The organism is Streptomyces sp. CB03238 (assembly GCF_002099185.1).
GTDB lineage: Bacteria > Actinomycetota > Actinomycetes > Streptomycetales > Streptomycetaceae > Streptomyces.
In genome coordinates this window covers 1-24,739 of the sequence record NZ_NBCN01000015.1, presented here as the reverse complement: position 1 = coordinate 24,739, position 24,739 = coordinate 1, and the positions used below count along the sequence as shown (strand labels likewise).

Genomic DNA, 24,739 nt, shown 5'->3' with positions numbered 1-24,739 from the left:
CGACCGCCGGTCACGTCCAGGGGTGCCGCCAGGTGCCCGCGGGGCGGCCGTCCGGCGCCAGGCCCCAGGCCGGGGGCCGCGGTGGCCCGTGGTCTGCGGTGGCCGGCACCGGCCACGGACGCCGAGTGGGAGGTGTCGGTGGCGCGGCCGGCGCACCCCCCTCGGCGGCCGCGCGGGCGCGCCCACCGCGGCTGTCACCGGCCGATGAGGACCACCCAGACCTGTCCGGTCGCGAAGGTGAGGGGCTGTCCGGCGGGTGTGGTGAAGGTGGTGCCGCCGGTCGCCGCCGGCCGGCTCCACCGTGCGTCGTGGCTCCTGCCGTCGCGGAGGACGAGCGCGGTGCCGGATCCCACGGTCTCGGTGTACGGGGTGACGTTGCCGCCCCGGTCCCTGAACCGCGAGGAGCGGACGTCGACGTTCTGCACGACGACCGTCCGGGCCGCCGCCTGCCCGCCGTCCGTGGTGCGGGCGGGCGCCCCGTCCATGGCCACGAGCCACCGCTGGGCGCTGTCCGACCAGGTGAAGGTGAAGCGTGCCGCCGGGTAGCGCACGGTGTGCTCGTTCACCTGCCTGCCGCCCGCGGGCGCCGCGCCGAACCGGAAGCCGATGTCCTTGGCCTTGTCGGCCTTGGGGACGGCGGCCAGGGCGCGTTCGGGTCTGACGTACAGGTTGTGCGGGGCCGGGCGGTCCTGGCCGCGGAAGTACACCCGGGGGACGTCGCCCGGTGTCAGGGCGAACAGCGGGGCGGCCTCGATCAGGGGGCGGAGCGCGGACTGCTCGCCGGAGTAGGCGAGGGCGGGGCGGCCGAACTGCCGCAGCAGCTCCAGGTCCGATTCGCGGGCGCTGCGTACCGGCCCCACCGTGCGGGGCAGCTGCGACGAGTAGACCGCGAGGAGCCGGCTCTGCCCGGCCTCGACCTGCTCGACGTAGACGATGTCGGCCGCGCCGAGGCCGGTGTGGGGCCGCGCCGGCCGGACGTTGTCGATCTTGACGGCGAGCACCGGGGCGGGCTCGGCCCGGAGTCCCGTGAAGGGCGACACGCCCTGCCGGGCGGGGCTGGGCGGGAGGGGCGTGGGTGGCGTGGTCGCGCTCGGCGGCGGCTGGGGCCGGGGCTCGGGACCGGGTGCCGAGCATGCGTAAAGGCCGGCGGTCATGGCCGCGGACACCACCACGGCGACGGCTGCACCGGCCAGTACCGACTTGCGCCTGGCACCCATCGGTCCTGCTCCTGCCTGCCTCAAGTGGACCACGAAAAGCAGTGCCGGAACAGAGCCGGAGCCGGGTCACTTCAGGGCGTCGCCCCAGTGCTCCAGAAGTGGTACCCGACCACACCGGCGAGGCACAGCAGGACGACCCAGGAGCCGACACCCGTGTGTCTCCCCTTGCGCCCGGACCGGCGGGGCTTCTTCGGGCGCCGGGGCCGTGCCGCCACCTTGCGCCCGGCGCCGCGCGGCTTCGCCGCGGGGCCGGCGGCGGCGAGGGCGGCTTCGGCAGCGGTCTCGGCGAGCAGGCGCCGGCACGCGGCGGCGAGCTCCGCCGTGCCGGCGGACAGCGGCATCACGGCTTCCGAGCGGGCCGGGGCGGTGGTTCCGCCGTCGAGGATGCGGCCCGCCCGGAGGAGTATCTCGTCGCGGCCCCCCGCGGGGGCGAGGCTGATCCAGCGCTTGACGTGCTCGCCACGGATGACCACGCCCCCGGACCGCTCACGGTAGACGGTGTGCTCCCGCCACAGCACTCCCGCCAACTCGCTTGCGGCCTCCCGCAGTTGCGCACTCATGCGCCGCCCCCTCCTCCGTACGCCAATGGATGAAACACCGCACTCTAGCGTCAGGTACACACCAAACCGACGCGGGGGCCCGCACACTGGAGGTCATGACCGGTGCCGACCACCTGACACACCCGGGCGAGGTGCTGCGCGCGGCGTACGGAGCGTTCGCGGCCGCTGTCCGGGAAATCGACGACGAGCGGTCGTGGGCGCCGACCGGATGCACCGGTTGGGCCGCGCGCGACCTGGTGTTCCACTGCCTGACCGATGTGCAGCGCGCCCTGAACGCCCTGCACATGCCCACCGACGCCGAGCCCGACCGGGACGCCGTCACCTACTGGGCGGACTGGCGGCAGCAGGACGCGGCGGGCAAGGAGCGGGCCGCGCAGGGCCGCCGGTTCGCGCGGACCGTCGCCGGGATGTTCCTGTGCGTCGGGCAACTGCGCGAGCTGTACCTGGAGACGGTGGCGGCCGCGCTGCACGCCGCCGACCACGTCGATCCGCGGCAGCCCGTGGCCACCCAGGGGCATGTCCTGCGCACGGGCGATCTGCTGCGTACGCTCGCGGTGGAGGCCACCATCCATCATCTGGACCTCGGCGTCTCACTGGCCGGCCTGCCGGGGCCTTCCCCGGAAGGGCTCGCCGAGGTCCGGCGCACGCTGGACGGGCTCCTGGGCCGGCCCGCCCCGGTGCCGTGGGACGACGCGCACTACGCCCGCGCGGCCACCGGCCGGACCGCCCTCACACCCGCCGAGCGCGCCGCGCTCGGCCCGGACGCGCCGCGCTTCCCTCTGCTCGGATGATCTCTTCGGCCGGGGCCGTCCGTCACACGTCGTGCCCCTGCGCGGCGAGCCAGCGGTGGACGGCCGTCTTGTCGGCGACGCTGATGCGTACGGGCACGTCCGGCGCGGGCCCCTCGTCCGCGTTGAAGCCGGTGTCGGTGACCCGGGCCGTCACCCAGTCGGCCAGCTCCCGGGCGGCCTCGGCGGACAGCCTCCGCCGCCGCCACTCCTCCCGTGCCTCCTCGGCAGTCCGCGCGTCATGCCGCGCCGCCTCCTCCAGCCATGCCGGTACGAGCCGTTCGACGACCCGCTCGTCCGCTGCGGAATGGTTCATGCAGCCATGTGTGACCGCTCGCGCTCGCGCTCATTCCGCCCGGGTGCGGCAAAAGGGTGAACTCACGGCTAGCTCATCTCCGGGGCGTTACGCGGCGGGGGGCGGTCTGTTACGCAAAGGAACCCGGAGATCCGGGTGTCACGACAATGAAGGACGAACATGATCAAGAAGGTTCTGGCCACGGCCGGTGTCGCCGCCGCCGTCCTCGGCGTGTCCGCGCCGATGGCCGCAGCCGTGGGCGACCGCGGAGTCGACACGCAGAACGGCAACTTCTCCGCCCAGTCGTACGGCAACACCAAGACCGGCGGCCACATGAGCCCGCAGGTCGGGCTCGTTCAGGGGTCGCTCAACAAGCTGTGCGTCGGCCTGCCGGTCCAGGGCGACGTCCAGAACATCCTGCTGATCAACATCGGTGTTCAGGACCTCGTGAACGACACGCAGAACCAGCAGTGCGCGGAGAACTCCACGGCGGTCAAGGGCGACAGCGCCCTGTCGCACATCCTGGAGAAGGTCATCGCCGAGAACGCGTCCGTCGCCGCCCAGGACTGACGTGAGCCGGCCCGCACGCGCGCCGGGCGCCGTGCGGGCCGGCCGTGGTGAGGGGGGTCAGGCGTAGTCGCCGGGCAGGGAGAGGGTCGCCCAGACCGTCTTGCCCCGCACCGGGGCCCGGTCCCAGGACCAGGACTCGCTCAGGGCGCCGACGAGGGCGAGGCCCCGGCCGCTCCCCGCGGCGTCGCCAGCGTGGCGCGGCCGTGGCGGTTCGGGGCTCGGGTCGGAGACGGCGCACACCACGACGCCGGGGTACCGGAAGAGGCCCAGCCACACGGGATGTTCCAGGGGCGGGGAAGAGGACGGGGAAGAAGGCGGGGAAGAGGACGGGGCCAGGGCGTGCTGGACGGCGTTGGTCACGAGTTCACTGACGACCAGCGTCATGTCCGGCACGAGCGACGGCAGCGCCCATGAGGTCAGGGTGGCCCTGACGAAACGCCGCGCCTGCCCCGCGCTCCGTGGACACCCGCCGAGCCCGCAGGCGGCGAAGCCGTCCAGACTCTCGTCACGCGGCAACGCGGCATCCGTACGCGATAAGGCCGACATATGAGCCGTCACTGGGCATGTCCCCCTGCAGGCTTCGGTGTTCGACACTGCGGCAGCCGATCTGGAACGAGTATCGTCGGCCGCGTCGCCAAAATGCAATTGCATCTGGGATTGCATTCAAGGATGGCGGGAACACGTGAACGAAACGGCAGGGGTTGGTGGGTGTGGAGTTCTTCAACGGTATGCAGGCCGGAGCCCTGAGCTCGGTGACATGGACCAAGAGCAGTCACAGCAACGCCACGGGAAACTGCGTCGAGTTGGCCGCGCTCCCCGGTGGCCACATCGCCGTCCGCAACTCCCGCGACCCGCTCGGGCCCGCGCTGATCTACACCCGTGAGGAGATCGCAGCCTTCGTGGCGGGCGCCAGGGACGGCGACTTCGACTCCGTACTGGACTGAATCGGGCCACCAGAGCGACTCGCTGTCTGGCCCGCCCGGCCGCGCGCTGGGTACTGTCGTGTCCTCACAGAGCAGGAGCGTCCCGATGGCTGCAACGGAACGGAGCCCGTCGTTGTTCGTCCGGCCCCTGGGGGCGGTCGAGAACAACCCGACCGCCCTGAAGCTGATCCTGGGCGGCAAGCTGCGCGAACTGCGCGTGAGCGCCGGGCTCGACCCCGCGGACGTCGACGTCCGCCTCGGCTTCTCCCGGTCGAAGACCAGCCGGCTCGAACTGGGCCGGCACGGGTGCAAACCGGCCGACGCCGAGGCGCTGTTGCGCCTGTACGGGGTGGAGGACGAGGAACTCGTGGCGGAGTTCCACCGGTTGGTCGCCCAGTCCCGCCGGCCGGACTGGTGGAACTCCTTCAGCGACGTCCTGTCGGACTTCTTCACCCCGCTGGTCGCCCTGGAAGGAGCGGCCGCGATCATCCGCACGTACGAGCCGTTCTATGTGCCGGGCCTGCTGCAGACGCCCGCCTACGCGCGTGCGGTGATCGAGTCGGGGCCCGCCCGCCTCCTCCCGCACGACGTCGGGCGCCGGGTGGACCTGCGGCAGAAGAGACAGCGACAGCTCGACCAGCCGGACGCGCCGCGGCTGTGGGCGGTGCTCGACGAGTCGGTCCTGCTGCGCACGGTCGGCGGACACCGGGTGATGCGCGAGCAGCTGGAGCACCTCGCCGTGATGATGCGGCGGTCCCACGTCACCGTGCAGATCGCGCCGTTGGACGTGACCGCGTCCGTGGGTGTGGGCACGGGCGTGACGTATCTGCGCTTCGCGCTCGGTGACCTCAAGGACGCGGTCTACATCGAGCACCTGACGGACAGCACCTTCAGCCAGAAACCCCAGACCGTCGAGCAGTACCGCGACATGCTCGACAGGCTGGGGGCCTGCGCTCTCACACCGGCGGACTCGCTCGCGCTGCTACGCGAGCGCATCGAGCGCTACTGAGCAGAGCGCCTACCCGATCCGGGCGACGCCACCCCACTCGACCCATTCGTCGGTCTGCTGGACGGGGGCGAGGTCGTTGTCGGGCCGCCATGTCGACACTTCCACCAGGCCCGGTTCGAGGATCTCCAGACCGTCGAGGAACGCGGCCACCTCGTGCTCCTCGCGCACCCGGCCCCAGTGCCCGCCGGTGGCCTCCGCCATGAAGTCGGTCACGAAGGTGCGGATCTCGGGGCGGTCGCTGACGAGCTGGCAGACGACGAGGAAGCTGCCCGGTACGAGGCGTTCGGCGACCCTCCGGACCAGCGCGCCCGGGTCGTCCTCGTCCGGGATGCAGTGCAGGACCGACACGAACAGGGCGGCGACGGGCCGGCTGAAGTCGATCAGCCTCCTGGTCTCCTCGTGGTCGAAGATGCCCTCGGTGTCGCGCATGTCGGCCTGGATGACGGCCGTCCGGTCGTTCTCGTCCAGCAGGGCACGGCCGTGCGCCAGCACGATGGGGTCGTTGTCGACGTACACCACGGCGGCGGCGGGGTCGACGGCCTGGGCGACCTGGTGGACGTTGTCCTGGGTGGGCAGGCCCGAGCCGTGGTCGATGAATTGGCGGATTCCGTACTCCGCGGCGAGCACGCGTACGACGCGCCGCAGGAAGTGCCGGTTGTTCACGGCCAGCGCCTTCGTACTGGGCACCTGCTTCAGCAGGAGCTCGCACGCCTCGCGGTCGGACTCGTAGTTGTCGCTGCCCCCCAGGAAGTAGTCGTACATGCGCGCCACGCTGGGCACGGTCGTGTCGATGGCGTCAGGGCTCCACAACTCGCGTGCCATCCAGTCCTCATCCGCTCGGGTGCCGTCAGGTAGGTCGTACGAGAGGCACATGCTAGGGAGAGCGGGCGTGCCGGTATGAGGAATGGCCGGGTACGCGGGTCCGGGTGGGCGCCTTTCGGCCATCGTGTCAGCGCATGACACCTTCGCCGGCGTCGTGCCAGCGTTCGAGCCGGCGTTGCAGCACCTGGAGCGCTCCGCGCTGGCGGCCGGGCACCCGGCGGCGCAGCGCGATCAGGGCCGGGGCGAGGGCGCGGGCGGTGTCCGGATCGCGGAGCCGTTCCCACTGGTGGTGGGCGCGGTCGACGGCGCCTTCGACCTGGCGGTCGTCCCGGGTCTGCTGCCGCGCCAGCCTGGCCTCGGCGGCCACCATCCACAGCCGGCAGCTGGCCGCCGGGTCCCCGGCGAGGCGGGCGAGGTCGGCGCGTACCTCCAGCCAGTGGACGGCCTGGGGCGAGCCGGAACCGTACGTCCGGTGCGCGTGCTGCTCCCAGGCCGCGGCGGCGGCCGCCGCTTCACCGTGGCGGCCGGACGCGGCGGCGGCGAGGATCGACGGCAGCGGATCGGTGTCGGCAGCGGGCCGGTCGGTGGCGCTCTCCTGGCGTGCGGAGGGTACGGGCGCGGGCGGGAAGCCGGCGGCGAACACCAGCGTGGCGTGCGTACCGCTCTGCGCGCCGGCCTGTGCGGCGGCCTGTTCGTGCAGGGCGGCGAGCGGGGGGCGCGCCCCGCTGCGCCAGATGGCGGCGCAGGCCTTGAGGTAGTCGGGGCTCGCGATCGTACGGCGCCCGGGTGGGGGGACGACGCGGCCGTACACGCGTACCCCGTGGCAGAGCGCGAGCAGTCCCCGGTCCGTGGCGAGTTGCTGCCAGGTCGGGTCGTCGGCGACCAGGTCGAGGACGACCGTGGTCGTGCCGGGGCGGCGCAGCTTCAGCTCACCGGCGATCCAGTGCCACGGCAGGGCGGTGTAGCGCAGGGTGGCGGGTGACGTACGGGCCAGGGCCAGGTGCGGCAGGCGCTGCCGGTGGTCGAGGTGGAGCTGCCCGGCGATGTAGAGCGAGAGCGGGCCGGGCGCGGCGACGGCGGCGCGGAGGCGGGTGAGCACGGCCTGCGGGTCGAGCGGGTCCGCCAGCTCGACCAGTGTCGCGGCCGCCGTGCCGGTCAACGCGCCCGGGGGTACGGCGGCGAGCGCGGGAAGCACGCCCACCGCGTCGATCAGCCGCCCCTTGCCGACGGGGGCGGCCGCCAGCAGCAGCGCCGTCCCGGCCGCGTCCTCCGTGTCGATCACCACACCGGCACCGTATCCGCTCTAGTGGGGGTCGGGCCGCACCGGGTGGCGGGGAGGGAGGCGGTGGAGGCGGACCTCGGCCAGCCGGCCGCCGGTGACGAGCGCGGTCATGTACGTGCAGTACGGCTGGCGGCGGCGGTCGGTGGGCGAGCCGGGGTTGAGCAGCCGGAGGCCGCCGGGTGCCGTGCTGTCCCAGGGGATGTGACTGTGCCCGAACACCAGGACGTCCAGATCGGGGAACCGCTCTTCGCACCGGCGTTCGCGGCCTTGCGCGTGACCCGTCTCGTGGACGATCCCGAACCGCACGCCGCCCAGTTCGGCGCGGGCCACTTCGGGCAGCCGGGCGCGCAGCTCGGAGCCGTCGTTGTTGCCGTGGACGCCCAGCAGCCGCTTGGCGCGGGCCTCCAGCAGGTCGAGGGTTTCGACGTCCACCCAGTCGCCGGCGTGCAGCACCACGTCGGCGGCCTCGATGCCCGCCAGCAACTCCGCGGGCAGTCGCCTGGCGCGTTTGGGCAGGTGGGTGTCGGAGGTCAGGAGCAGTCGCAGGTCGTGGGTCGCCTTCACCCCTCAATGGTGCCGGGGCGGGAGGCCGAAGCGGGCGCGCCACGATCCGGGGGGCGGGTGGGCCCGCCAGCCGCGGTCCCAGTCCGCCCGGCGTGGTGCCGTACCGCTTCCGGGCCGCTCCGCCGCCGCGGTCCGGCACGCGAGTGCGGTCAGTACGGCGGTGAGGGCCGCGAGTTCGGTGGCGGTCGGGCGGCCGTGAACGATACGGAAGTGGAGGGCCATTCGCTCATGATCGGCCGCCCTCTCTCCCCGGGGCATCCGCTGCTCCCCCGTTCGGGCGAACGGTGGTCGGACACGCGCCCCGTGCCCCGGCGGTGGTGAAACGGCCGGCCGCGCCGGGCCATGTGCTCCGTCCGGGTGAAGCGACGCCCGCCGGATCGCCGCCCATGGTTGCGCCGCCGGGTCGGCGGACGCCCGCGGGCGGGCGCGGTGGAACCCGGCCCGGAAGGGCGCCGCGTCACCGGTTTGACGTAACGGGGCGCGTTTTCCTCGACGCGCGCGACGATCGCCGGTCCCGGATCCTTTGAGTGCAAACGCGACGAAAGGGCTTACGTCATGGCCACGTTGTGCAGACCCGCGGTCTCCGTCCCCGAGCACGTGATCACCATGGAGCAGACGCTCGATCTGGCGCGGACCATTCACGCGGACCACCCCCAGCTGCAACTCGCCCTGCGGCTGATGGAGAACACCGGCGTACGCAAGCGGCACCTGCTGCGGCCGATCGAGGAGACGCTCCGGCACGAGGGCTTCGAGATACGCAATCAGATATACGAGGCCGAGGCCAAGGCCCGGGTGCCCGCCGTCATCAACCAGGCTCTGGAGGACGCGGAGCTCAGCGCCGCGGACATCGACGTGATCATCTACGTCTCGTGCACGGGCTTCATGATGCCGTCGCTCACGGCGTGGCTGATCAACACCATGGGCTTCCGCAGCGACACCCGCCAGGTGCCCATCGCCCAGCTCGGCTGCGCGGCGGGCGGCGCGGCGATCAACCGGGCCCACGACTTCTGCACCGCCTATCCGGAGGCCAACGCGCTCATCGTGGCGTGCGAGTTCTGCTCGCTGTGCTACCAGCCGACCGACCTCGGCGTCGGCAACCTGCTGTCCAACGGGTTGTTCGGCGACGGTCTCGCGGCCGCGGTGGTGCGGGGCCAGGGCGGTACGGGAGTGACGCTGGAGCGCAACGGCTCGTACTTGGTGCCCGAGACGGAGGACTGGATCGCCTACGACGTACGCGCCACCGGCTTCCACTTCAAGCTCGACAAGCGGGTGCCCGGCACCATGGAGCCCCTGGCGCCGGCCCTCAAGGAGCTGGCGGGACAGCACGGCTGGGACGCCTCCGACCTGGACTTCTACATCATCCACGCGGGCGGTCCGAGGATCCTGGACGACCTGAGCAAGTTCCTGGGCGTGCCGTCGGAGGCATTCCGCTTCAGCCGGGCGACGCTGACCGAGTACGGGAACATCGCCAGCGCCGTCGTCCTGGACGCGCTGCGGCGGCTGTTCGACGAGGGAAGCGCGCACCACACCGCGCGCGGCCTGCTCGCGGGTTTCGGACCGGGCATCACGGCCGAGATGTCACTCGGCCGCTGGACCGTCGCCGACCGCGTACCCGAACGCGTCACCGCCCGCGTGCTCAAGGACGTACCCGACCGTGTCCTGGTGGAGGAGCCGACCCGTGTTGGATGAGACGACGACCACAGCCCCACTGCCCCCCATACGCCACTGGCCCGCACTCGATCTCTTCGGGGTGGATTTCGACCCGGTGCTCGCGGAGCTGATGCGCGAGGGCCCGGTCACCCGGATCAAGCTGCCCAACGGCGAGGGCTGGGCGTGGCTCGTGACGCGCTACGACGACGTCAGGGCGGTGACGAACGACCCGCGTTTCAGCCGGAAGCTGGTCGTGGAGAACGACGTCACCCGCCTCGCGCCGCACTTCATCCCGGTCGACGGGGCGGTGGGGTTCGAGGATCCGCCCGACCACACGCGACTGCGCCGGGCGGTGGCGCCCGCGTTCACCACGCGGGGTGTGGAGCGGCTGCGCGACCGGGCCCGGCAGCTGCTGGAGGAGCTGGTCGACGAGGTGCTGACCGACGGCCCGCCGACCGACTTCACCGAGCGGCTGCTGGGGCCGTTCCCACTGGCCGTGGTGTGCGAGCTGATGGGCGTGCCCGCCATCGACCGGCCGCGGATGCACGAGTGGACGAACCTGATCCTGTCCTCCGCCCACGGTGTCGAACGCAGCCAGCGGGCGAAGGAGGACATGTGCGCCTACTTCGCCGACCTGCTGAGCCAGCCGCGTGACGGTGACGGCAGCGACGGCACCGACGAGGAGAGCGTCATCGGGCTGCTGGGGACGGCCGTGGCGAACGGTGAGATCACGCCGTCGGAGGCGGTGGGGCTGGCACTGCTGATCCAGATCGGCGGCGAGGCGGTCACCAACAACTGCGGCAACATGCTCTTCATCCTGCTCACCCGCCCCGAGCTCATGGCGCGGCTGCGCGCCGAGCCGGCCGTCCGCCCGCGCGCCATCGACGAGCTGCTGCGCTACATCCCGCACCGCAGCGCGGTCGGCCTGTCCCGGATCGCCCTGGAGGACGTGACGGTGGCGGGGGTGCGGATCCGGGCCGGTGAGCCGGTCTACGTCTCGTACCTGGCGGCGAACCGGGATCCGGACGTGTTCCCCGACCCGGAGACGCTGGACTTCGACCGGAGTCCCCACCCGCATGTGGCGTTCGGGTACGGGCCGCACTTCTGCGTGGGTGCGATGCTCGCCCGGATGGAGTCCGAACTTCTGGTGGACGCCTTCGTGGACCGGTTCCCCGGCCTGCGCCTCGCCGTCCCGGTCCACGCGGTCCCCTTCCGCCGCGGCGCGCTCATCCGCGGGCCGCAGTCCCTTCCGGTGACCTGGTGACCGCGCATCAGGGGGCGCCGGCCTCGCTGCTGGCCGACGCCCCCGACGGGCTGCTGGTGCCGAAGGGCCACGGCCGTACGCTGCGGTCGCCCGCCCAGGAGGTCACCTTCAAGGTGACGGGTGAGCACTCCCGGGCGGCGTCGAGTTTCGAGGTGGTGGTGGAGCCCGGTTTCGACGTGGGTGCCCATGTGCACGCCCGGAGCGAGGAGCTGTTCTACATCCTGGAGGGTGAGCTGGACGTCCTGGCGTTCGAGCCGCGGGTGCGGACGGCCGAGGACTGGCGGCACTGGGAGTCGCCGTCCGGGCGGCGTACGGTCCGGGCCACGCCGGGCACGGTGATCGTGGTCCCGCCGGGCTGTCCGCACGCCTTCGCCAACCGTACGGACAGGCCCGCCAGGATGTTCTTCCAGGCGTCCCCGCCCCCGGACCACGAGCGGTACTTCGAGGAGCTCATCGAGATCCTCGACCGGGGCGGGCCCCCGGACCACGCGGCGATCGCCGCGCTGCGCGCCCGCTACGACATCGAGCAGATCACGCCGCTGCGGCACGACGCGCACCGGGAGCCGTGAGCGCCGGGACGCGTCACGCGGCTCCCGGCGCACGAGGCGTCACGCCCGAGTTGCCGGACGCGGTGCGCGGCCTTACGCGGCGGCCGGGAAGCGGTCCCAGACGCGGTGGCGGCCGAGGAGTTCGGTGACCTGCGCGAGGACCCTCTCGCCGCTGTCGCCGGTCACCACGCCCGTGGCCCCGGCCGGTACGCCGGCCGCCTCCAGGACGCTCTCGGCACCCGCCCAGCCGCCGATGGCCTTGGCGTGCCGGAATGCCTCGGAGACCATCAGCAGCACGCGCGGGTCGGTCGCCGCCGTGGGCTGCTCGGCGTCCGCGGCCCGGGCGTCCCGGGCGCCGTAGGCGTCGGCGCCGTGGCCGGGCAGGCCCGCCACGAGCAGGGCGTCGAACTCCACCGACCGGGCGGTGGCGAAGGTCCGCTGCACGGCGACCGGGTCGCCGTCCGTGCCCAGTTGGCCGCCGGCCGGAGCGATCACGAGCGGCACCATGCCCGCGTCGAGCACGGCCTGACGTACCGCGCGTACGCCGTCCAGTTCGCCGTTGTCGTCGGCGACGATGCCGATGATCCGGCCGTCGGTGGGCCAGGTCTCACCGATCTGGGAGAGGGCGGGGCTGGGCTCCACCATGGCGAGGGGTTCGGTGGCCTTGGGGGCGGGCAGGCCGAGGCCGGCGGCGACCTTCTCGCACAGCTCCGGATCGATGTTGGCGAGGACCTTCAGCCCGCGTTCCTTGATGGCCTGCTCGTAGCACTTGCCCAGTTCGAAGGTGTAGGCGGCGGCGATGTGCTCGCGCTCCGGCGGGGTCATGCTGAGCCAGAAGCGGCGGGGCTGGCTGAAGTGGTCGGAGAAGGAGGCGGGGGCCTCGCGGACCTTCTTCGCGGCCGGGACCTCCAGCGGCACCTCGATGTACGCGCCGGTGTCGGCCCCCGCCGTGAACGGGCAGCCGCCGTCCAGGGAGTTGGGACGGTAGGGGGCGACGCCGGTGTGCACGGCCGTCTGGTGCATGCCGTCGCGGGTCATGTCGTTGACCGGGGCGTGGGGGCGGTTGATCGGGATCTGGGCGAAGTTGGGTCCGCCGAGCCGGCTGATCTGGGTGTCGAGGTAGGAGAAGAGCCGGCCGGCCAGCAGTGGGTCGTCGGTGATGTCGATCCCGGGGACGAGGTGGCCGGGGTGGAAGGCGACCTGTTCGGTCTCGGCGAAGAAGTTGGACGGGTTGGCGTTGAGGGTCAGCAGGCCGATCGGCTGTACGGGGGCCAGCTCCTCGGGGACGATGTTGGTGGGGTCCAGCAGGTCGATGCCCTCGAAGGTCTGCTCGGGGGTGTCGGGGAAGGTCTGGATGCCCAGCTCCCACTGGGGGTACGCCCCGGCCTCGATGGCGTCGGCGAGGTCCCGGCGGTGGAAGTCCGGATCCATGCCGTTGATCATCTGCGCTTCCTCCCAGACCAGGGAGTGCGCACCGAGCTTCGGCTTCCAGTGGAACTTGACCAGGGTGGTCGTGCCCTCCTCGTTGACGAGGCGGAACGTGTGGACGCCGAAGCCTTCCATCATCCGGAAGGAGCGTGGGATGCCCCGGTCGGACATGTTCCACAGCGTGTGGTGGGTGGCCTCGGTGTGGAGGGTGACGAAGTCCCAGAAGGTGTCGTGGGCGCTCTGGGCCTGCGGGATCTCCCGGTCGGGGTGGGGCTTCCCGGCGTGGATGATGTCGGGGAACTTGATGGCGTCCTGGATGAAGAACACCGGGATGTTGTTGGCGACCAGGTCGAAGGTGCCCTCGGTGGTGTAGAACTTCGTCGCGAAGCCCCGGGTGTCGCGCACGGTGTCCGACGAGCCGCGGGAGCCGAGCACGGTCGAGAAGCGGGTGAACACCGGCGTCCGGACGTCCTTGCCGAGGAACGCCGCCTTGCTGACCTTCGCGGCCGTCCCGTATCCCTGGAAGACGCCGTGGGCGGCGGCGCCGCGGGCGTGGACCACCCGCTCCGGGATGCGCTCGTGGTCGAAGTGTGTGATCTTCTCGCGCAGGTGGTGGTCCTGGAGCAGAACGGGGCCCCTGCTGCCGGCCTTGAGGGACTTGTCGCTCTCGTAGAGCCGGGCGCCCTGGGCGGTGGTCAGGTACGGGTCGCCCTGCGCCATCCGCGGCTGTTCGGCGCCGGTGGCCTGGCCGGTGGGGCTGTACGTCTCCGGGCCGCTCTGGTCCGGCTTGGGCGGCAGCGGGCCGCGGACCTCGGTCGGCTCGTCGAGCTGTGCGGGCTCGGGGGCGGGCGCGCCGGGGATGTCGCCGGCGGGGCCGCCGTCGCCGCGTACGGCTTCGGTCACCTTTTCGGCGGCCGTTTTCAGGGGGTTGGGGGTAGGCATCGTTTCCTCCGTGCTCTGGGACAGGGACTCCACAGCCATGACCGCCGCGGGACGGGCCAAAACGGAAGGGCCGGAGACATCCGCCCATCGGCACACGGTGGTCATGGCTGCGCAGGTACCCCCATGTCGTTGGGGGAAGCACGGACTTTGGTCATGCGTTCGAACGGCACTTGTACCCGGTTGTCAGCGCTCCAGTTCCTTGTGGGCGCTCTCGGGCAGCCGCAGGTATACGGCGGCGGACACCAGGCACAGGACCGACACGTACCAGGGGAAGAGCCCCGGATGGCCCACGTCCTTGAACAGGGTGCCCACGTAGGGCGCCGTTCCGCCGAAGAGGGCCACGGTGAGCGAGTACGGGAATCCGATGCCGGCGGCGCGCACGCGCGCGGGGAAGATCTCCGCGTTGACGGCGGCCGAGATCGAGGTGAACCCGGTGAGCAGGACCATGCCGGCGCACTGGACCAGGAGCAGCGAGCCGAAGGAGTCGCCGATCGAGCGCAGCAGGGGCACGCTGAGCAGGGCGAAGCCGACACCGAAGAAGAGGAGCAGCGGTTTGCGGCCGTAGCGGTCCGACAGCAGTCCGCCCAGGGGCTGGAGCAGTGCGAAGAAGCCGAGCGAGAGGGTGCCGGCGAGGAGCGCGTCGGCCTTGTCGACACCGGCGTTGAGTTCGGCGTACGTGGGCAGGTAGGAGGTCCAGGTGTAGTACGCGATGGTGCCGCCCGCCGTGATGCCGCAGATCAGCAGCGATTCGCGCGGGTGGCGGCGCAGCGCGTCGAAGAGCCCGGGGCGGGGCCCGTCGGCGCGGTCGGGGGTGTGCTGAAGGGTCTCCTCGGCGCCGCGCCGGATCCAGAAGCCGACGAGGCTGAGGACGGCTCCCACGAGGAACGGGACGCGCCAGCCCCAGCCGTCCATCTGCCGCTCGCCGAGGCCGCTGACGAGGGCGGCGGCGATACCGGAGGCGGCGAGCTGGCCGATGGTGGTGGAGACGTACTGGAAGCTGGAGAACAGGCCGCGCCTGCCGGGCCCGGCGGACTCGACGAGGAAGGTGGTGGAGGCGGCGAACTCGCCGCCCACGGAGAGGCCTTGCAGGAGCCGGGCGGCGACCAGTACCACCGGGGCGAGGACGCCGGCGGCGGCGTACGTCGGTGTCAGGCCGACCAGGAGGCTGCTGCCGCCCATCAGCAGGATGGTGACGGTCAGCGCGGCGCGCCGGCCGTGCCGGTCGGCGACCGCGCCCATGAGCAGCCCGCCGACGGGGCGCATGAAGAAGCCGACCGCGAAGACGGCGAAGGTGGACAGCAGGGGGACGAGCGAGTTTCCGGAGCTCTTGGGGAAGATCTGGCCGGCGATGTAGGTGGCGAGAAAGGTGTAGGCGTACCAGTCGTACCACTCGACGGCGTTGCCCACGGAGGCGGCGAGCAGTTGCCGGGCGGGGCGGCGGGCCGGGGCTAATGTCTGTGTCATGATCATGGCCATCCCCGCATCGGCCGCCCCGCACACGTGCGTGGTGTGACGTCTTCGTGTCGGCGGGCGCGGGTGCGACCGGAACGGCGCTCGGCCATCACCGCCGGGTCCCAGGGCTGTGGAGGATGCCCTGTGGGGCCGGCGCTGGGTGGAGGTGCGGGCGGAGTGGAGCCCCTCATTTCGATCGAGCGGCGCTGAACGGAGGCACGTGCGGCTTCACTGCCGCGCGGGGTCCTCCCACGGGCCGATGCTCCGGGAGCGTACGGGCTCGACGAAGCGGGGCGGCACGGTGTCGGGGTGGGCGGGCCCCCAGTTGAGCGCCTCGCCCTCCATGACCACGCGCGCGTTGTCGGTGTACCAGTCGACGAGGTCGCTGTCGGAGCGGACGAGCCAGGTGCAGCCCTTCTCGGCGTCGGCGGTGAAGTCGCCGTGGCGGATCAGTGGGGGGCGCCAGAAGTAGGTGCCGGGCCACATCTTGCCGTAGTTGTACTCGAAGGAACCGTCCAGGCAGTAGGCCTCCTCACTGCACGGGTGATGGGCCAGCGGCTCCTCGCGCCACCCCGGCTTGGCCTTGATGAGGCGGGTGTAGAAGCCCGTCTTCTCATCGCGGTGCAGCAGCTTGATGAAGAGGCCCGGCACCGGCGTGCCGCCGAGGTCGAAGCGCATGGGGCTGCCGTCCTTGACGTCGATCCACGGCATCTCGGAGGCCCGGAGCACGATGAGCTTCTGGTCGTCGCGCACATCCGGCCGGTCGCGGTCGGCGAGGTCGAAACGCCAGTCGCCGTGCTCGCGGAAGAGGAGTATCTCCGTTCCGGCGGCGACCTCGACGGGAGGCGTACGGACGCCGGCGGGCGCGGTCCAGTAGCCCTCGGGGCCGAGGGTCGTGCCGTCGATCGTGACCTCGCCCGACAGGACGTACCACTCGGTGTCCGCGTGATGGACACCGGCGGGCCGCGACCAGTCGCCGGCGAAACGGACCTTGAGCGAGGCGGAGCCGTCCTCCTCGTCGTAGCTGAGGTTGAGCTGTTCGGCGGTCCCCGTCGCGCGCTGGAACTCGGCGGGGTGCCAGATCAGGTCGCGCTCGTCGATGAGCTCCACGTGTGGGCGCATGGGTCCTCCTCCATTGAGGTATCCGATGCATGCTGTATCGCTTATCAATATGCGGTGCAATGTGTATCGTCAATGCCTATGACGCGACCCGGCCGGCCCGCTGGGCCCACCGACGACACCACGACGACCGTGCTGACCGCCGCCCTGGAGCTCCTGCTCACCGAGGGAGCCGCCGCGCTCACCCCGCAGCGCCTGCACACCGTGACGGGGGTCTCCCGCTCGACCGTCTACCGGCACTGGCCCACTCCGTACGCCGTGCTGGCGGCGCTCATCGACGTCGCCCCGCTGCCCTCCCAGGAGCCGACGGGCGACGTCGCCGCCGACCTGCACAGGGAGGTCGACCTGCTGTGCAACCGACTGCGCGACAAGCCCGTCGGGGGGTTCCTGCAAGCCCTGATCGCCGCGGCGTCCATCGACCCGGCCACGGCGGAGCTGCGGCGCCGGTACGTCGCGGACCTGCTGGCCCCGTTCCACCACGCGCTGCGCGCCGCCGGGATCGGCCGGCGGGACCGCGAGGACGCCGTGGCGGCCATCGCGGCACCGCTGCTGGTGGACGCTCTGCTGCTCGACCGTCCCGCCGGGCGGACAAGGGCGCACCGGACGGTGGACGAGGTGCTCGCGAGGGTGGTGCGCGCATGACCAACGCCGTCGGTCCACGCGCCGTCTTCGGGGTCGTCGTCCCCAGCACCAACACCGTCGTCGAGCACGACTACTGGACCGCGGGCGTCCGCGGTGTCGCGTACCGCGCGGGGTCGATGTACATCCCCGATCCGGTGATGGGCGACGACCGTGGCTTCGAGGCGCTGCTCGGCCAGATCAGGGCGTCCATCGACACCGCGGTGCGGGACGTCCTGACGGCCGAGCCCGACCGTATGGTCATGGGGATGTCCGCCGAGACGTTCTGGGGCGGCGTCGAGGGCAACGCGGTGTTCGAGCGGCGGTTGCGCGAGCGTACGGGACTGCCCGTGACGACGGGCGCGAGCTCCTGCCGGGCGGCCCTCCGGGAGCTGGGCTGCCGCCGGATCGCGGTCTTCTCTCCCTACCAGCCGGTGGCCGACCGGGAGGTGGGCCGCTTCTTCACCGAGGCCGGATTCGATGTCACGGCCGTGACCGGCCTGCGCTGCCCGACCGCGATGGACATCGCCCGCGTGCCGGACGAGCGGCTGCGGCGGGTGGTGGGCGAGCTGGACGGGCCGGACGTCGGCGCAATCGTGCAGGTCGGCACCAACCTGTCGTTCGTGGCGCTCGCCGACGCGCTCGAAGCCGAACTGGGCAAGCCGGTGATCGCCATCAACAGCGCGACGCTGTGGCACGCGCTGCGCGAGCACGGTATCGACAACCGCGTCGCCGGTGCCGGCCTGCTGCTGCGTGAGCACTGACATTCCGAGTCAGGTCAGCCCCGGCGGACGTACCTCCCCGACGGCTCGCCCACCACGGCGCCGTCGCGGTAGGCGACGCGGCCGCCGACGATGGTGGTGACCGGCCAGCCGCGCAGCTCCACTCCGTCGAACGGGCAGTGGTCCTGGCCGGACAGCAGGAGGTCCGCGGACACGGTCTGCCGCTTGTCGAGGTCGGCCACGACGATGTCCGCGTCGGCGCCCACCAGCAGGGAGCCCTTGCGGGTCAGGCCGTACGCGCGTGCCGGGTTGGCGGACACCAGCTCGGCCACCCGGTGCAGCGGCAGGCCGCGGCGGTGGTGGCCTTCCGAGAGCAGCACCGGGTACAGCAGCGCGGTGCCGCCGAAGCCGGGCAGGGCGGGCCACAGTTCGTCCCCCTTGTGTTCCTCCATGCAGCAGGCGTGGTCGGAGGCGATCCAGTCGATGTCGCCGTCGAGCACCCCGGTCCACAACGCCTCGTTGTCGTGCCGGGTGCGCAGGGGCGGGTTCACCTTGGCCCCGAGGCCGGCGCCCGCCGCGTCGAGTGACGCGTGGTCCAGGCACAGGTGGTGGAGGGTGACCTCGGTGCGTACGTCGAGGCCGGGGTGGCCTCGCCGGGCGGTGCGCGCCGCGTCCAGCGCGTCGGCGCCGGACAGGTGCAGCAGGTTGACCGGGCACCGGGCGGCGTGGGCCAGCGTGGTGGCCTCGCCGATGGCGACGCGTTCGGTGAGCGGCGGGCGGCCCCGGTGGTACGCGGCGAGGGTCTGCGGATCGCCGTCCTTGCGTACGCGGTCGATGAACAGCCGCATGAGCTCGGACTGTTCGCAGTGCAGCGACAGGGAGACTCGGCGCCGGGAGCCGGGCGTGCCGGCCGACGCGACGGCCTCCATCAGCTCGAAGAGGTGCCCGAGGTCGTACTCCTGGCCGTCGTCGGCCATCCGGAAGGAGGCGGCGTCACGGGAACTGGAGGCGAGGTTGAAGCCCTTGTAGAACATGTAGTACTTGAACGAGGTGACGCCGTACTCGGTGATCAGGCGGGGGATCTCGCCGATCTGGTCGGTGGTCATGGGGGCGAGGTGGAAGCCGTAGTCGGTGAACGCCCGGCCGGCCACGGCCCGCAGCACTTCGGGAAAGATGTCCTCGTAACGTCCGGTGCGGTTGAGGTAGTGCTCTCCGGTGCGGAAGTACGACAGCACGGTGGTGGCCCCGCCGACGAGTGAGGAGCGGGTCTCCTCGTAGGCGTCCAGCGCCAGGTCGCGGTAGATGCCCAGGTGGTAGTGCGCGTCGACGGCACCCGGCAGGACGACGCGGCCGGTGGCGTCGACGACCTCGGCGGCGTGGCCGGTGGACAGGTCCTCGCCCAGGGCGGCGATGCGGCCGTCCTTGACTGCGAGATCCGCGCGTATCTCGCCCACGTGGGGCTGGATGAGCGTGCCGTTCGTGATGAGCAGGTCGTAGCGTGCCATGCCTCGGGGCTGCCGGGAGCAGCCCTCACCCCCTTCGATGCCGGTGCGGGTGGGACCCCAGGCCCCCGCCTGTTTCGGTCAGCGGAACAGCGTTCCCCTGTCGGGCCGTGACGGCACATGCTAACTTCGGCACTCCTGTTCCACAACGAGGAACAGGATTTCACCTCACGAAACAGGGAGGCGAAGCGGATGTCCGACGGACCCTTACGCGGCATCTCCGTGCTCGACTGCGCGACGCTCTTCGCCGGGCCCCTGGCGGCGACGGTCCTGGGTGACTTCGGGGCGGACGTCGTCAAGGTCGAGCACCCACGCAAGCACGATCCGGCGCGCACGCACGGTCCCGCGAAGGACGGTATCGGCCTGTGGTGGAAGTCCCTGGCCCGCAACAAGCACACGGTGACCATCGACCTCGGCACGCCGTCCGGGGCCGCCCTGCTGCGCCGGCTTGCCGCGCGGGCGGACGTCCTGATCGAGAACTTCCGCCCCGGCACGCTCGAACGGTGGGGTCTGGGGCCGGACGTCCTGCACGAGGTCAACCCCCGGCTCATCGTCGCCCGGGTGACCGGCTTCGGCCAGTTCGGGCCGTACGCCGGGCGCCCCGGGTTCGGCACCCTCGCCGAGTCGATGAGCGGCTTCGCCGCCGTGACCGGTGAACCCGACGGCCCTCCGACCCTGCCGCCCTTCGGGCTCGCCGACGGCGTCGCGGCGCTCACCCTGGCCGGTGCCGTACAGACGGCGCTGTACCACCGCGACGTGCACGGTGGCCCCGGCCAGGTCATCGACCTGGCCATCATCGAACCGCTGCTGACGCTGCTCGGCCCGCAGCCCATGGCGTACGACCAACTCGGCATCGTGCCGGAACGCACCGGCAACCGGTCGGTGAACAACGCGCCGCGCAACACCTACCGTACGCGCGACGGCAGGTGGGTGGCGGTGAGCACCTCCGCACAGTCGGTCGCCGAGCGCGTACTGACCCTGGTCGGTCACCCGGAGGTGAGCACCGAGCCGTGGTTCGCCACCGGTTCCGGCCGTGCCGCGCACGCCGACCTCCTCGACCGGTACGTGGGCGACTGGATCGCCGGGCGCGACCTCACGGACGTCGTCGACGCGTTCGACAGGGCACACGCCGCGGTGGCGCCCGTCTACGACATCCGCGACGTCTTCAGCGACCCGCAGTACCGGGCGCTCGACTCGCTCACCACCGTCGAGGACGACGAGCTGGGACCCGTGCGCATGCAGAACGTCCTGTTCCGCCTCTCCCACTCCCCCGGCGCCATCCGGTGGACGGGACGCGGCCCCGGGGCCGACAACGACGCGATCTTCTCCGGCCGGCTGGGCATCGACGCCGACGAGCTGGCCGCACTGCGCGAGGAAGGTGCCATTTGAGCAGCGAGACGGAGACGACGGGCGCCCTGTGGGAACTGGCCGCCCGGGCCGAGGTGTTCGACCTGGCGCAGCCCATGCGCCGCGGCATGCCGCAGTCCCCCAACCACCCTCCGTACCGGATGCTCCTGGAGCGGCGGCACGGCGACATGGTCCGGGCGGACGGCGGCTCGGCGGCCAATGAACTCATCGTCACGGGCGGCCATGTGGGCACCCACGTCGACGCACTCGCCCACGTCTCCCAGGACGGTCACCTCCACGGCGGCGTGCCCGCCCGGAACGTACAGGGCCACGAGGGCTTCAGCGCGCTGGGCATCGGGGAGTTCCCCCCGTACGTCGGCCGCGGCGTCCTCCTCGACATCGCACGGCTGCACGGCGTGGCGACCCTCCCCGCCGGGCACGAGGTGACGGCCGGCGAACTGGCCGCCGCCGAACGCGCAGGCGCGGCGGTCCGCCCCGGCGACGCCGTGCTCGTCGCCACCGGCTGGTCACGGCTCTGGCACGACGCCGACACCTTCGTGGGCACGGCCGGCGGCGCTCCCGGGCCGGGCGTCGAAGCGGCGCGCTGGCTGGCCGACCGGGGTGTGCGGGTGGTCGGTGGCGAGACCATCGCGTTCGAGCGCATCGCGCCCGGCAAGGGCCACGCCACCCTCCCGGTCCACCGGATGCTGCTGGTGGAGGCGGGCATCCACATCGTCGAGACCATGCGCCTGTACGAACTGGCCGACGCGGGCGCCGACGAGTTCCTCCTGGTACTCGCCCCACTCCCGCTGGTCGGCGCCACCGGTGCACCGGCCCGCCCCCTGGCGGTGGTGGACCGTGGCTGACACGACCGGCACACCGGCCGTGCCGTACGCCCAGCGGCTCGCCGCCTTCGCCACCGCGGCCAGGGACGAGCCGCTGCCGCCGCCGGTGACGGCCGATGTCGTCGGCCGGATCCTCGACACCGTCGGCAACTGCCTCGCCGCGCTCGCAGAGGACGGCGACGCCGGGGCGCAGGCCGCCGTCGGGCGTGTCGCGCGGCGGGCCGGCGGCGTACCCGAGGCCTCGGTGATCGGCTCGGAGGAGCGGCTGCCCGCCGACCGGGCCGCCCTCGTCACCGGCACGCTCGCCCACGCGCTCGACTTCGACGACACGCATCTGCCGTCCGTGCTGCATCCCTCGGCGTCCGTCGTCCCCGCGGCCCTCGCCGCGGGCGAGGCGGCGGGTGCGTCGGGTCGCGGGCTGATCGCGGCCGTGGCCGCCGGCGGTGAGGTCTGCGTACGCCTCGGGCTCGCCTCGTACGACGCGACCCTGCGCAACTCGGTTTTCTTCGAGAAGGGCCTGCACGCCACGTCGATCTGCGGGACCGTGGGCGCCGCCGTCGCCGCCGGGCTGCTCTACGGCCTCGACGGCGCTCGGCTCGCCGATGCCATCGGCATCGCGTGCTCCCTGAGCGGGGGGATCATCGAGGCGAACCGCACGGGCGGGACCGTCAAGCGCGTCCACTGCGGATGGGCCGCCCACGCCGGCGTGAGCGCCGCCCAGCTCGCCGCCGAAGGGATCACCGGGCCGCCGACCGTACTGGAGGGGCGCTTCGGCTTCTTCCGTGCCTACCTGGACGACACCTGGCAGGCGGGGCCGTTCCTCGCCGGCCTGGACCGGATGGACGAGGCCGGTTCGTGGGAACTGCCGCGCACGGTGTACAAGCCGTATCCCTCCAACCACTTCACTCACCCGGGGATCGACTGCGCGCTCGCACTGCGTGCCGCCGGGCTGGACCCGGACACGGTGGCATTCGCAGAACTGGGGGTCGCCGCGGCCCCGTTGCGGACCATCGGCGCACCGCGTGAGCTCAAGATCCGTCCCGCGACGCCGTACCACGCGAAGTTCTCCGGCCCGTACACCGTCGCCTCCGCGCTGATCGGTGGCGGTGGGCTGGGCCTGCACCTCGACGACTTCTCGCCGGAGGCGTTCGCGGACTCACGGCGGCTCGCGCTGGCGGAGAAGGTGGGCGTGGTCGTGGACGAGCGGTGCGACGAGGAGTTTCCCAGGTCCTTCGGCGCGGTGCTGCGGGTGCGCACGTACGACGGGCGGCGCTGGGAGCACCGGGTGCGCTCCTCACGCGGTGGACCGGGGAACCCGCTCACGCTGGACGAGCTGGAGACGAAATACCGGCTCAACGCGGCACGGGTGCTGCCGGACGAGGCGGTCACGGCACTGGCATCCCGGATACGGGCGCTGCCCGGCCGCGGCGACCTCCGCGGTCTGCTGCCCACGAACGGTGGGCTGTTCGCCGCGGGCGGTCACGGTTAGGAGATCCGGAGGACGGTTCACACGGCTTCGCCCGCTGCGAGGATGCGGCGGGCGCTGCGTACGACCGCCTCGTCGACCATCCGGCCGTCCTCGGTGAGCACCGCCTGCCCGGCGCGCAGGGCCTCCTCGTACCGGTCGACGAGCCGCCTGGCCCGGTCCACCTCCGTCGGCGTGGGCGTGAAGACCTCGTGCACGATGGCCAGTTGGGACGGGTGGACGCAGGCGCGGGACCGGTAGCCGAGTCGTCGCAGCGCTTGCGTGGAGCGCCGCAGGGCGTCCGCGTCGCGGTAGTCGGTGAAGACGGGGCCCACGGGCGGGCGGATGCCGGCGGCGGCGGACGCCAGCAGCACGTGGGTGCGCAGGGCCAGCAGTTCGCGCTCGTCGTCCCCCGGTTCCATGCCGAGATCGGCGCACAAGTCGGCCTCGCCGAGCTGGAGTTGTACGACACGTGGCGCCGCGGCGGCGATGGCGGGGGCCGCCAGCACCGCCGCGGCGTCCTCCAGGAGTGGCGACACCGCGATCCGGCCCACGGCGAGGCCGGCCTCGCGCTCGCGTGCGGCGAGGACGGCGTCCAGGGCGCGGACCTGCTCGGGCCCGGCACACTTGGCCATGCACACGCCGTCCAGAGCCGGGGCGGCAACCACTCGGGCGTCGGCGTGGCCGGCCGCGCCCGGGTTGATCCGCACCCAGAGGGAGCACGGCCCACCGGGCCGCTGTGCGGCGAGCCAGCGGGCGACCTGGTCACGGGCGGCTTCCTTCGCGGTCGCGGGCACGGCGTCCTCGAGGTCGACGATGACGGCGTCGGCGCCCCGGGTGAGGGCTTTGCCGAGCAGCGAGGGCCGGTCGCCAGGCACGTACAGCCATGAGCGCGGGGTCACGGACACTCCATCCGTTCTCGGGCGCGGCCGCCCATCGGATACCGAACGCCGGGGCGGATGCCGCACGCCGCGGCTGAAGCCGGGCCGGGCGGGTGCCGGCAACCGTATCCACGACCGAGTCGGGGGTCAAGACGAATTTTGCACCTTCGTTTCCCCAGTGGATCCCATGTTTCCCGCGCGAGACCTTGACAGCGAGGCGCGACACGGGCTGTATAGGGCCGAATAGGGAACGGCGTTTCCTCTAGTGGAACACCTTCCGACGCCCCCTCCCACTCCGGGAAGGAGCAGCCATGACTGCTCAGCCACGCCGTCCCCGCGCCGTACGCCGCGGGGCCGCCCGGTGATGCGGCCCATCCGGTCCGAGCACGCCGTGGACGCGCTCACCGGGGCCGCCGCCGGACTCGTACCCGGCGCGCTGCTGGTGGGTGGTCCACTGCTGAGCGGTGTCGTCGGGATGCCCGCACCCGCCCTCCGTTACGTCCTGCTCTCGGCGGGGCTGCTGAGCGGCCTCACGGCGGTGGTGGCCACCCGGTGGCGGGTGCCCTTTTCGGCCGCGGCCGCCGACCGGTGCGCTGCGACCGCGTGCCTGCTGACGGCCGTTGCGGGGCTGTGGCCCTCCGTGGCGGTGTTCTGCACGGCGGTTGTGGCGGCGGCTCTCATCGGCGCCCCCGCGCTGTCCCGGCACCGTGGTACGACACCGTGGTACGCGGGAGCCCTGGCCGGTCTGGGGGCGGCGGGGGCGGTGACCGCAGCGCTCCCGGACCGGCCCGGCACGGCGCTGGCCGTGTGCGGCTGCGCCGGAGCCGCCCTGCTGATTCCGGCGGCGGTCGGCGGCGACGGGAGGGCGGCTAGGGCGTGTATCGAAAGTGGATCTTGAGCGTGAGATGATTTCGGTCCGTGGCACG

The 24,739-nt window shown here is 72.4% G+C and carries 26 protein-coding genes; 13 read left to right on the top strand and 13 right to left on the bottom strand.

Annotation, left to right across the window (positions count from 1 at the left end; genetic code table 11):
- Window positions 1-194: 194 nt before the first annotated feature.
- Both BKD26_RS25630 and BKD26_RS25625 read right to left on the bottom strand, forming a co-directional pair.
- Window positions 195-1,217, bottom strand: coding sequence for a DUF3048 domain-containing protein (locus tag BKD26_RS25630; RefSeq protein WP_084902552.1), 1,023 nt, complete (start codon window positions 1,215-1,217; stop codon window positions 195-197).
- 71 nt (window positions 1,218-1,288) lie between these two features.
- Window positions 1,289-1,777, bottom strand: a complete 489-nt coding sequence (locus tag BKD26_RS25625; RefSeq protein WP_084902549.1) for a hypothetical protein — start codon at window positions 1,775-1,777, stop codon at window positions 1,289-1,291.
- Between the two features lie 95 nt (window positions 1,778-1,872).
- On the opposite strand from BKD26_RS25625, the gene BKD26_RS25620 reads away from it, so the two are divergent.
- Entirely contained in the window at window positions 1,873-2,568 is a 696-nt protein-coding gene (locus BKD26_RS25620; protein WP_084902546.1) for a maleylpyruvate isomerase N-terminal domain-containing protein, read from the top strand.
- Between the two features lie 22 nt (window positions 2,569-2,590).
- Here the strand turns inward: BKD26_RS25620 and BKD26_RS25615 are convergent, their stop codons facing one another.
- The gene (locus BKD26_RS25615) at window positions 2,591-2,881 is read right to left on the bottom strand and encodes a hypothetical protein (protein WP_084902544.1); all 291 of its coding nucleotides are present in this window, start codon (window positions 2,879-2,881) and stop codon (window positions 2,591-2,593) included.
- 159 nt (window positions 2,882-3,040) lie between these two features.
- On the opposite strand from BKD26_RS25615, the gene BKD26_RS25610 reads away from it, so the two are divergent.
- Complete coding sequence (locus BKD26_RS25610; protein ID WP_084902542.1) at window positions 3,041-3,430, top strand: rodlin; 390 nt, start codon at window positions 3,041-3,043, stop codon at window positions 3,428-3,430.
- Between the two features lie 57 nt (window positions 3,431-3,487).
- Here BKD26_RS25610 and BKD26_RS25605 read toward each other — a convergent pair whose 3' ends face one another.
- The gene (locus BKD26_RS25605) at window positions 3,488-3,946 is read right to left on the bottom strand and encodes an ATP-binding protein (RefSeq protein WP_241518828.1); all 459 of its coding nucleotides are present in this window, start codon (window positions 3,944-3,946) and stop codon (window positions 3,488-3,490) included.
- A 194-nt stretch (window positions 3,947-4,140) separates the two neighbouring features.
- Between BKD26_RS25605 and BKD26_RS25600 the strand changes: the two genes are divergently transcribed.
- Both BKD26_RS25600 and BKD26_RS25595 read left to right on the top strand, forming a co-directional pair.
- Window positions 4,141-4,374, top strand: a complete 234-nt coding sequence (locus BKD26_RS25600; protein ID WP_241518827.1) for a DUF397 domain-containing protein — start codon at window positions 4,141-4,143, stop codon at window positions 4,372-4,374.
- Between the two features lie 85 nt (window positions 4,375-4,459).
- Window positions 4,460-5,362: a helix-turn-helix transcriptional regulator gene (locus BKD26_RS25595; RefSeq protein WP_179166690.1), complete on the top strand. Its 903-nt coding sequence runs from the start codon at window positions 4,460-4,462 to the stop codon at window positions 5,360-5,362.
- 9 nt (window positions 5,363-5,371) lie between these two features.
- Here the strand turns inward: BKD26_RS25595 and BKD26_RS25590 are convergent, their stop codons facing one another.
- The 4 genes from BKD26_RS25590 to BKD26_RS25575 all read right to left on the bottom strand — a co-directional run bounded on the left by BKD26_RS25590 (window position 5,372) and on the right by BKD26_RS25575 (window position 8,252).
- Window positions 5,372-6,184 (bottom strand): SAM-dependent methyltransferase, encoded by an 813-nt coding sequence (locus BKD26_RS25590; protein ID WP_084902534.1) that lies wholly within the window; start codon window positions 6,182-6,184, stop codon window positions 5,372-5,374.
- A 127-nt stretch (window positions 6,185-6,311) separates the two neighbouring features.
- The gene (locus BKD26_RS25585) at window positions 6,312-7,469 is read right to left on the bottom strand and encodes a hypothetical protein (RefSeq protein ID WP_084902532.1); all 1,158 of its coding nucleotides are present in this window, start codon (window positions 7,467-7,469) and stop codon (window positions 6,312-6,314) included.
- 18 nt (window positions 7,470-7,487) lie between these two features.
- Window positions 7,488-8,012: a metallophosphoesterase gene (locus BKD26_RS25580; RefSeq protein ID WP_084902916.1), complete on the bottom strand. Its 525-nt coding sequence runs from the start codon at window positions 8,010-8,012 to the stop codon at window positions 7,488-7,490.
- A 21-nt stretch (window positions 8,013-8,033) separates the two neighbouring features.
- Window positions 8,034-8,252, bottom strand: coding sequence for an acyl-CoA carboxylase subunit epsilon (locus BKD26_RS25575; RefSeq protein ID WP_179166689.1), 219 nt, complete (start codon window positions 8,250-8,252; stop codon window positions 8,034-8,036).
- A 282-nt stretch (window positions 8,253-8,534) separates the two neighbouring features.
- Between BKD26_RS25575 and BKD26_RS25570 the strand changes: the two genes are divergently transcribed.
- The 3 genes from BKD26_RS25570 to BKD26_RS25560 are packed head-to-tail and all read left to right on the top strand — an operon-like array spanning window position 8,535 to window position 11,513.
- Window positions 8,535-9,719: a type III polyketide synthase gene (locus BKD26_RS25570; protein ID WP_277622418.1), complete on the top strand. Its 1,185-nt coding sequence runs from the start codon at window positions 8,535-8,537 to the stop codon at window positions 9,717-9,719.
- Window positions 9,709-10,944, top strand: coding sequence for a cytochrome P450 (locus BKD26_RS25565; RefSeq protein WP_107417998.1), 1,236 nt, complete (start codon window positions 9,709-9,711; stop codon window positions 10,942-10,944). The genes BKD26_RS25570 and BKD26_RS25565 overlap by 11 nt, the downstream gene beginning before the upstream one ends.
- Complete coding sequence (locus BKD26_RS25560) at window positions 10,941-11,513, top strand: cupin domain-containing protein (RefSeq protein ID WP_084902524.1); 573 nt, start codon at window positions 10,941-10,943, stop codon at window positions 11,511-11,513. Before BKD26_RS25565 ends, BKD26_RS25560 begins: the two co-directional genes overlap by 4 nt.
- A gap of 72 nt (window positions 11,514-11,585) precedes the next feature.
- On the opposite strand, the gene BKD26_RS25555 is transcribed toward BKD26_RS25560, so the two are convergent.
- From BKD26_RS25555 to BKD26_RS25545, 3 genes are all read right to left on the bottom strand, one after another.
- Window positions 11,586-13,862, bottom strand: coding sequence for a catalase (locus tag BKD26_RS25555; RefSeq protein WP_084902522.1), 2,277 nt, complete (start codon window positions 13,860-13,862; stop codon window positions 11,586-11,588).
- A gap of 183 nt (window positions 13,863-14,045) precedes the next feature.
- Entirely contained in the window at window positions 14,046-15,326 is a 1,281-nt protein-coding gene (locus tag BKD26_RS25550; protein WP_179166688.1) for an MFS transporter, read from the bottom strand.
- Between the two features lie 216 nt (window positions 15,327-15,542).
- Window positions 15,543-16,436 (bottom strand): DUF4437 domain-containing protein, encoded by an 894-nt coding sequence (locus BKD26_RS25545; protein WP_084902519.1) that lies wholly within the window; start codon window positions 16,434-16,436, stop codon window positions 15,543-15,545.
- A gap of 78 nt (window positions 16,437-16,514) precedes the next feature.
- Here BKD26_RS25545 and BKD26_RS25540 point away from each other — a divergent pair, with 78 nt between their 5' ends.
- Entirely contained in the window at window positions 16,515-17,075 is a 561-nt protein-coding gene (locus tag BKD26_RS25540) for a TetR-like C-terminal domain-containing protein (RefSeq protein ID WP_084902516.1), read from the top strand.
- A complete protein-coding gene (locus BKD26_RS25535; RefSeq protein ID WP_084902514.1) occupies window positions 17,072-17,815 on the top strand; it encodes an arylmalonate decarboxylase in 744 nt (247 codons plus the stop codon). Before BKD26_RS25540 ends, BKD26_RS25535 begins: the two co-directional genes overlap by 4 nt.
- Window positions 17,816-17,829: 14 nt before the next feature.
- On the opposite strand, the gene BKD26_RS25530 is transcribed toward BKD26_RS25535, so the two are convergent.
- On the bottom strand, window positions 17,830-19,278 hold the full coding sequence (locus tag BKD26_RS25530) for a dihydroorotase family protein (protein ID WP_084902511.1): 1,449 nt from the start codon (window positions 19,276-19,278) through the stop codon (window positions 17,830-17,832).
- Window positions 19,279-19,467: 189 nt separating this feature from the next.
- On the opposite strand from BKD26_RS25530, the gene BKD26_RS25525 reads away from it, so the two are divergent.
- The 3 genes from BKD26_RS25525 to BKD26_RS25515 are packed head-to-tail and all read left to right on the top strand — an operon-like array spanning window position 19,468 to window position 22,956.
- A complete protein-coding gene (locus BKD26_RS25525; protein WP_084902508.1) occupies window positions 19,468-20,664 on the top strand; it encodes a CoA transferase in 1,197 nt (398 codons plus the stop codon).
- Entirely contained in the window at window positions 20,661-21,488 is an 828-nt protein-coding gene (locus BKD26_RS25520; protein ID WP_241518826.1) for a cyclase family protein, read from the top strand. Before BKD26_RS25525 ends, BKD26_RS25520 begins: the two co-directional genes overlap by 4 nt.
- Entirely contained in the window at window positions 21,481-22,956 is a 1,476-nt protein-coding gene (locus BKD26_RS25515) for an MmgE/PrpD family protein (RefSeq protein ID WP_241518825.1), read from the top strand. Before BKD26_RS25520 ends, BKD26_RS25515 begins: the two co-directional genes overlap by 8 nt.
- Window positions 22,957-22,973: 17 nt before the next feature.
- Here BKD26_RS25515 and BKD26_RS25510 read toward each other — a convergent pair whose 3' ends face one another.
- Complete coding sequence (locus BKD26_RS25510) at window positions 22,974-23,834, bottom strand: CoA ester lyase (protein ID WP_107417997.1); 861 nt, start codon at window positions 23,832-23,834, stop codon at window positions 22,974-22,976.
- Between the two features lie 343 nt (window positions 23,835-24,177).
- Here BKD26_RS25510 and BKD26_RS25505 point away from each other — a divergent pair, with 343 nt between their 5' ends.
- Window positions 24,178-24,711: a hypothetical protein gene (locus BKD26_RS25505; RefSeq protein WP_084902503.1), complete on the top strand. Its 534-nt coding sequence runs from the start codon at window positions 24,178-24,180 to the stop codon at window positions 24,709-24,711.
- The last annotated feature ends 28 nt before the right edge of the window (window positions 24,712-24,739 follow it).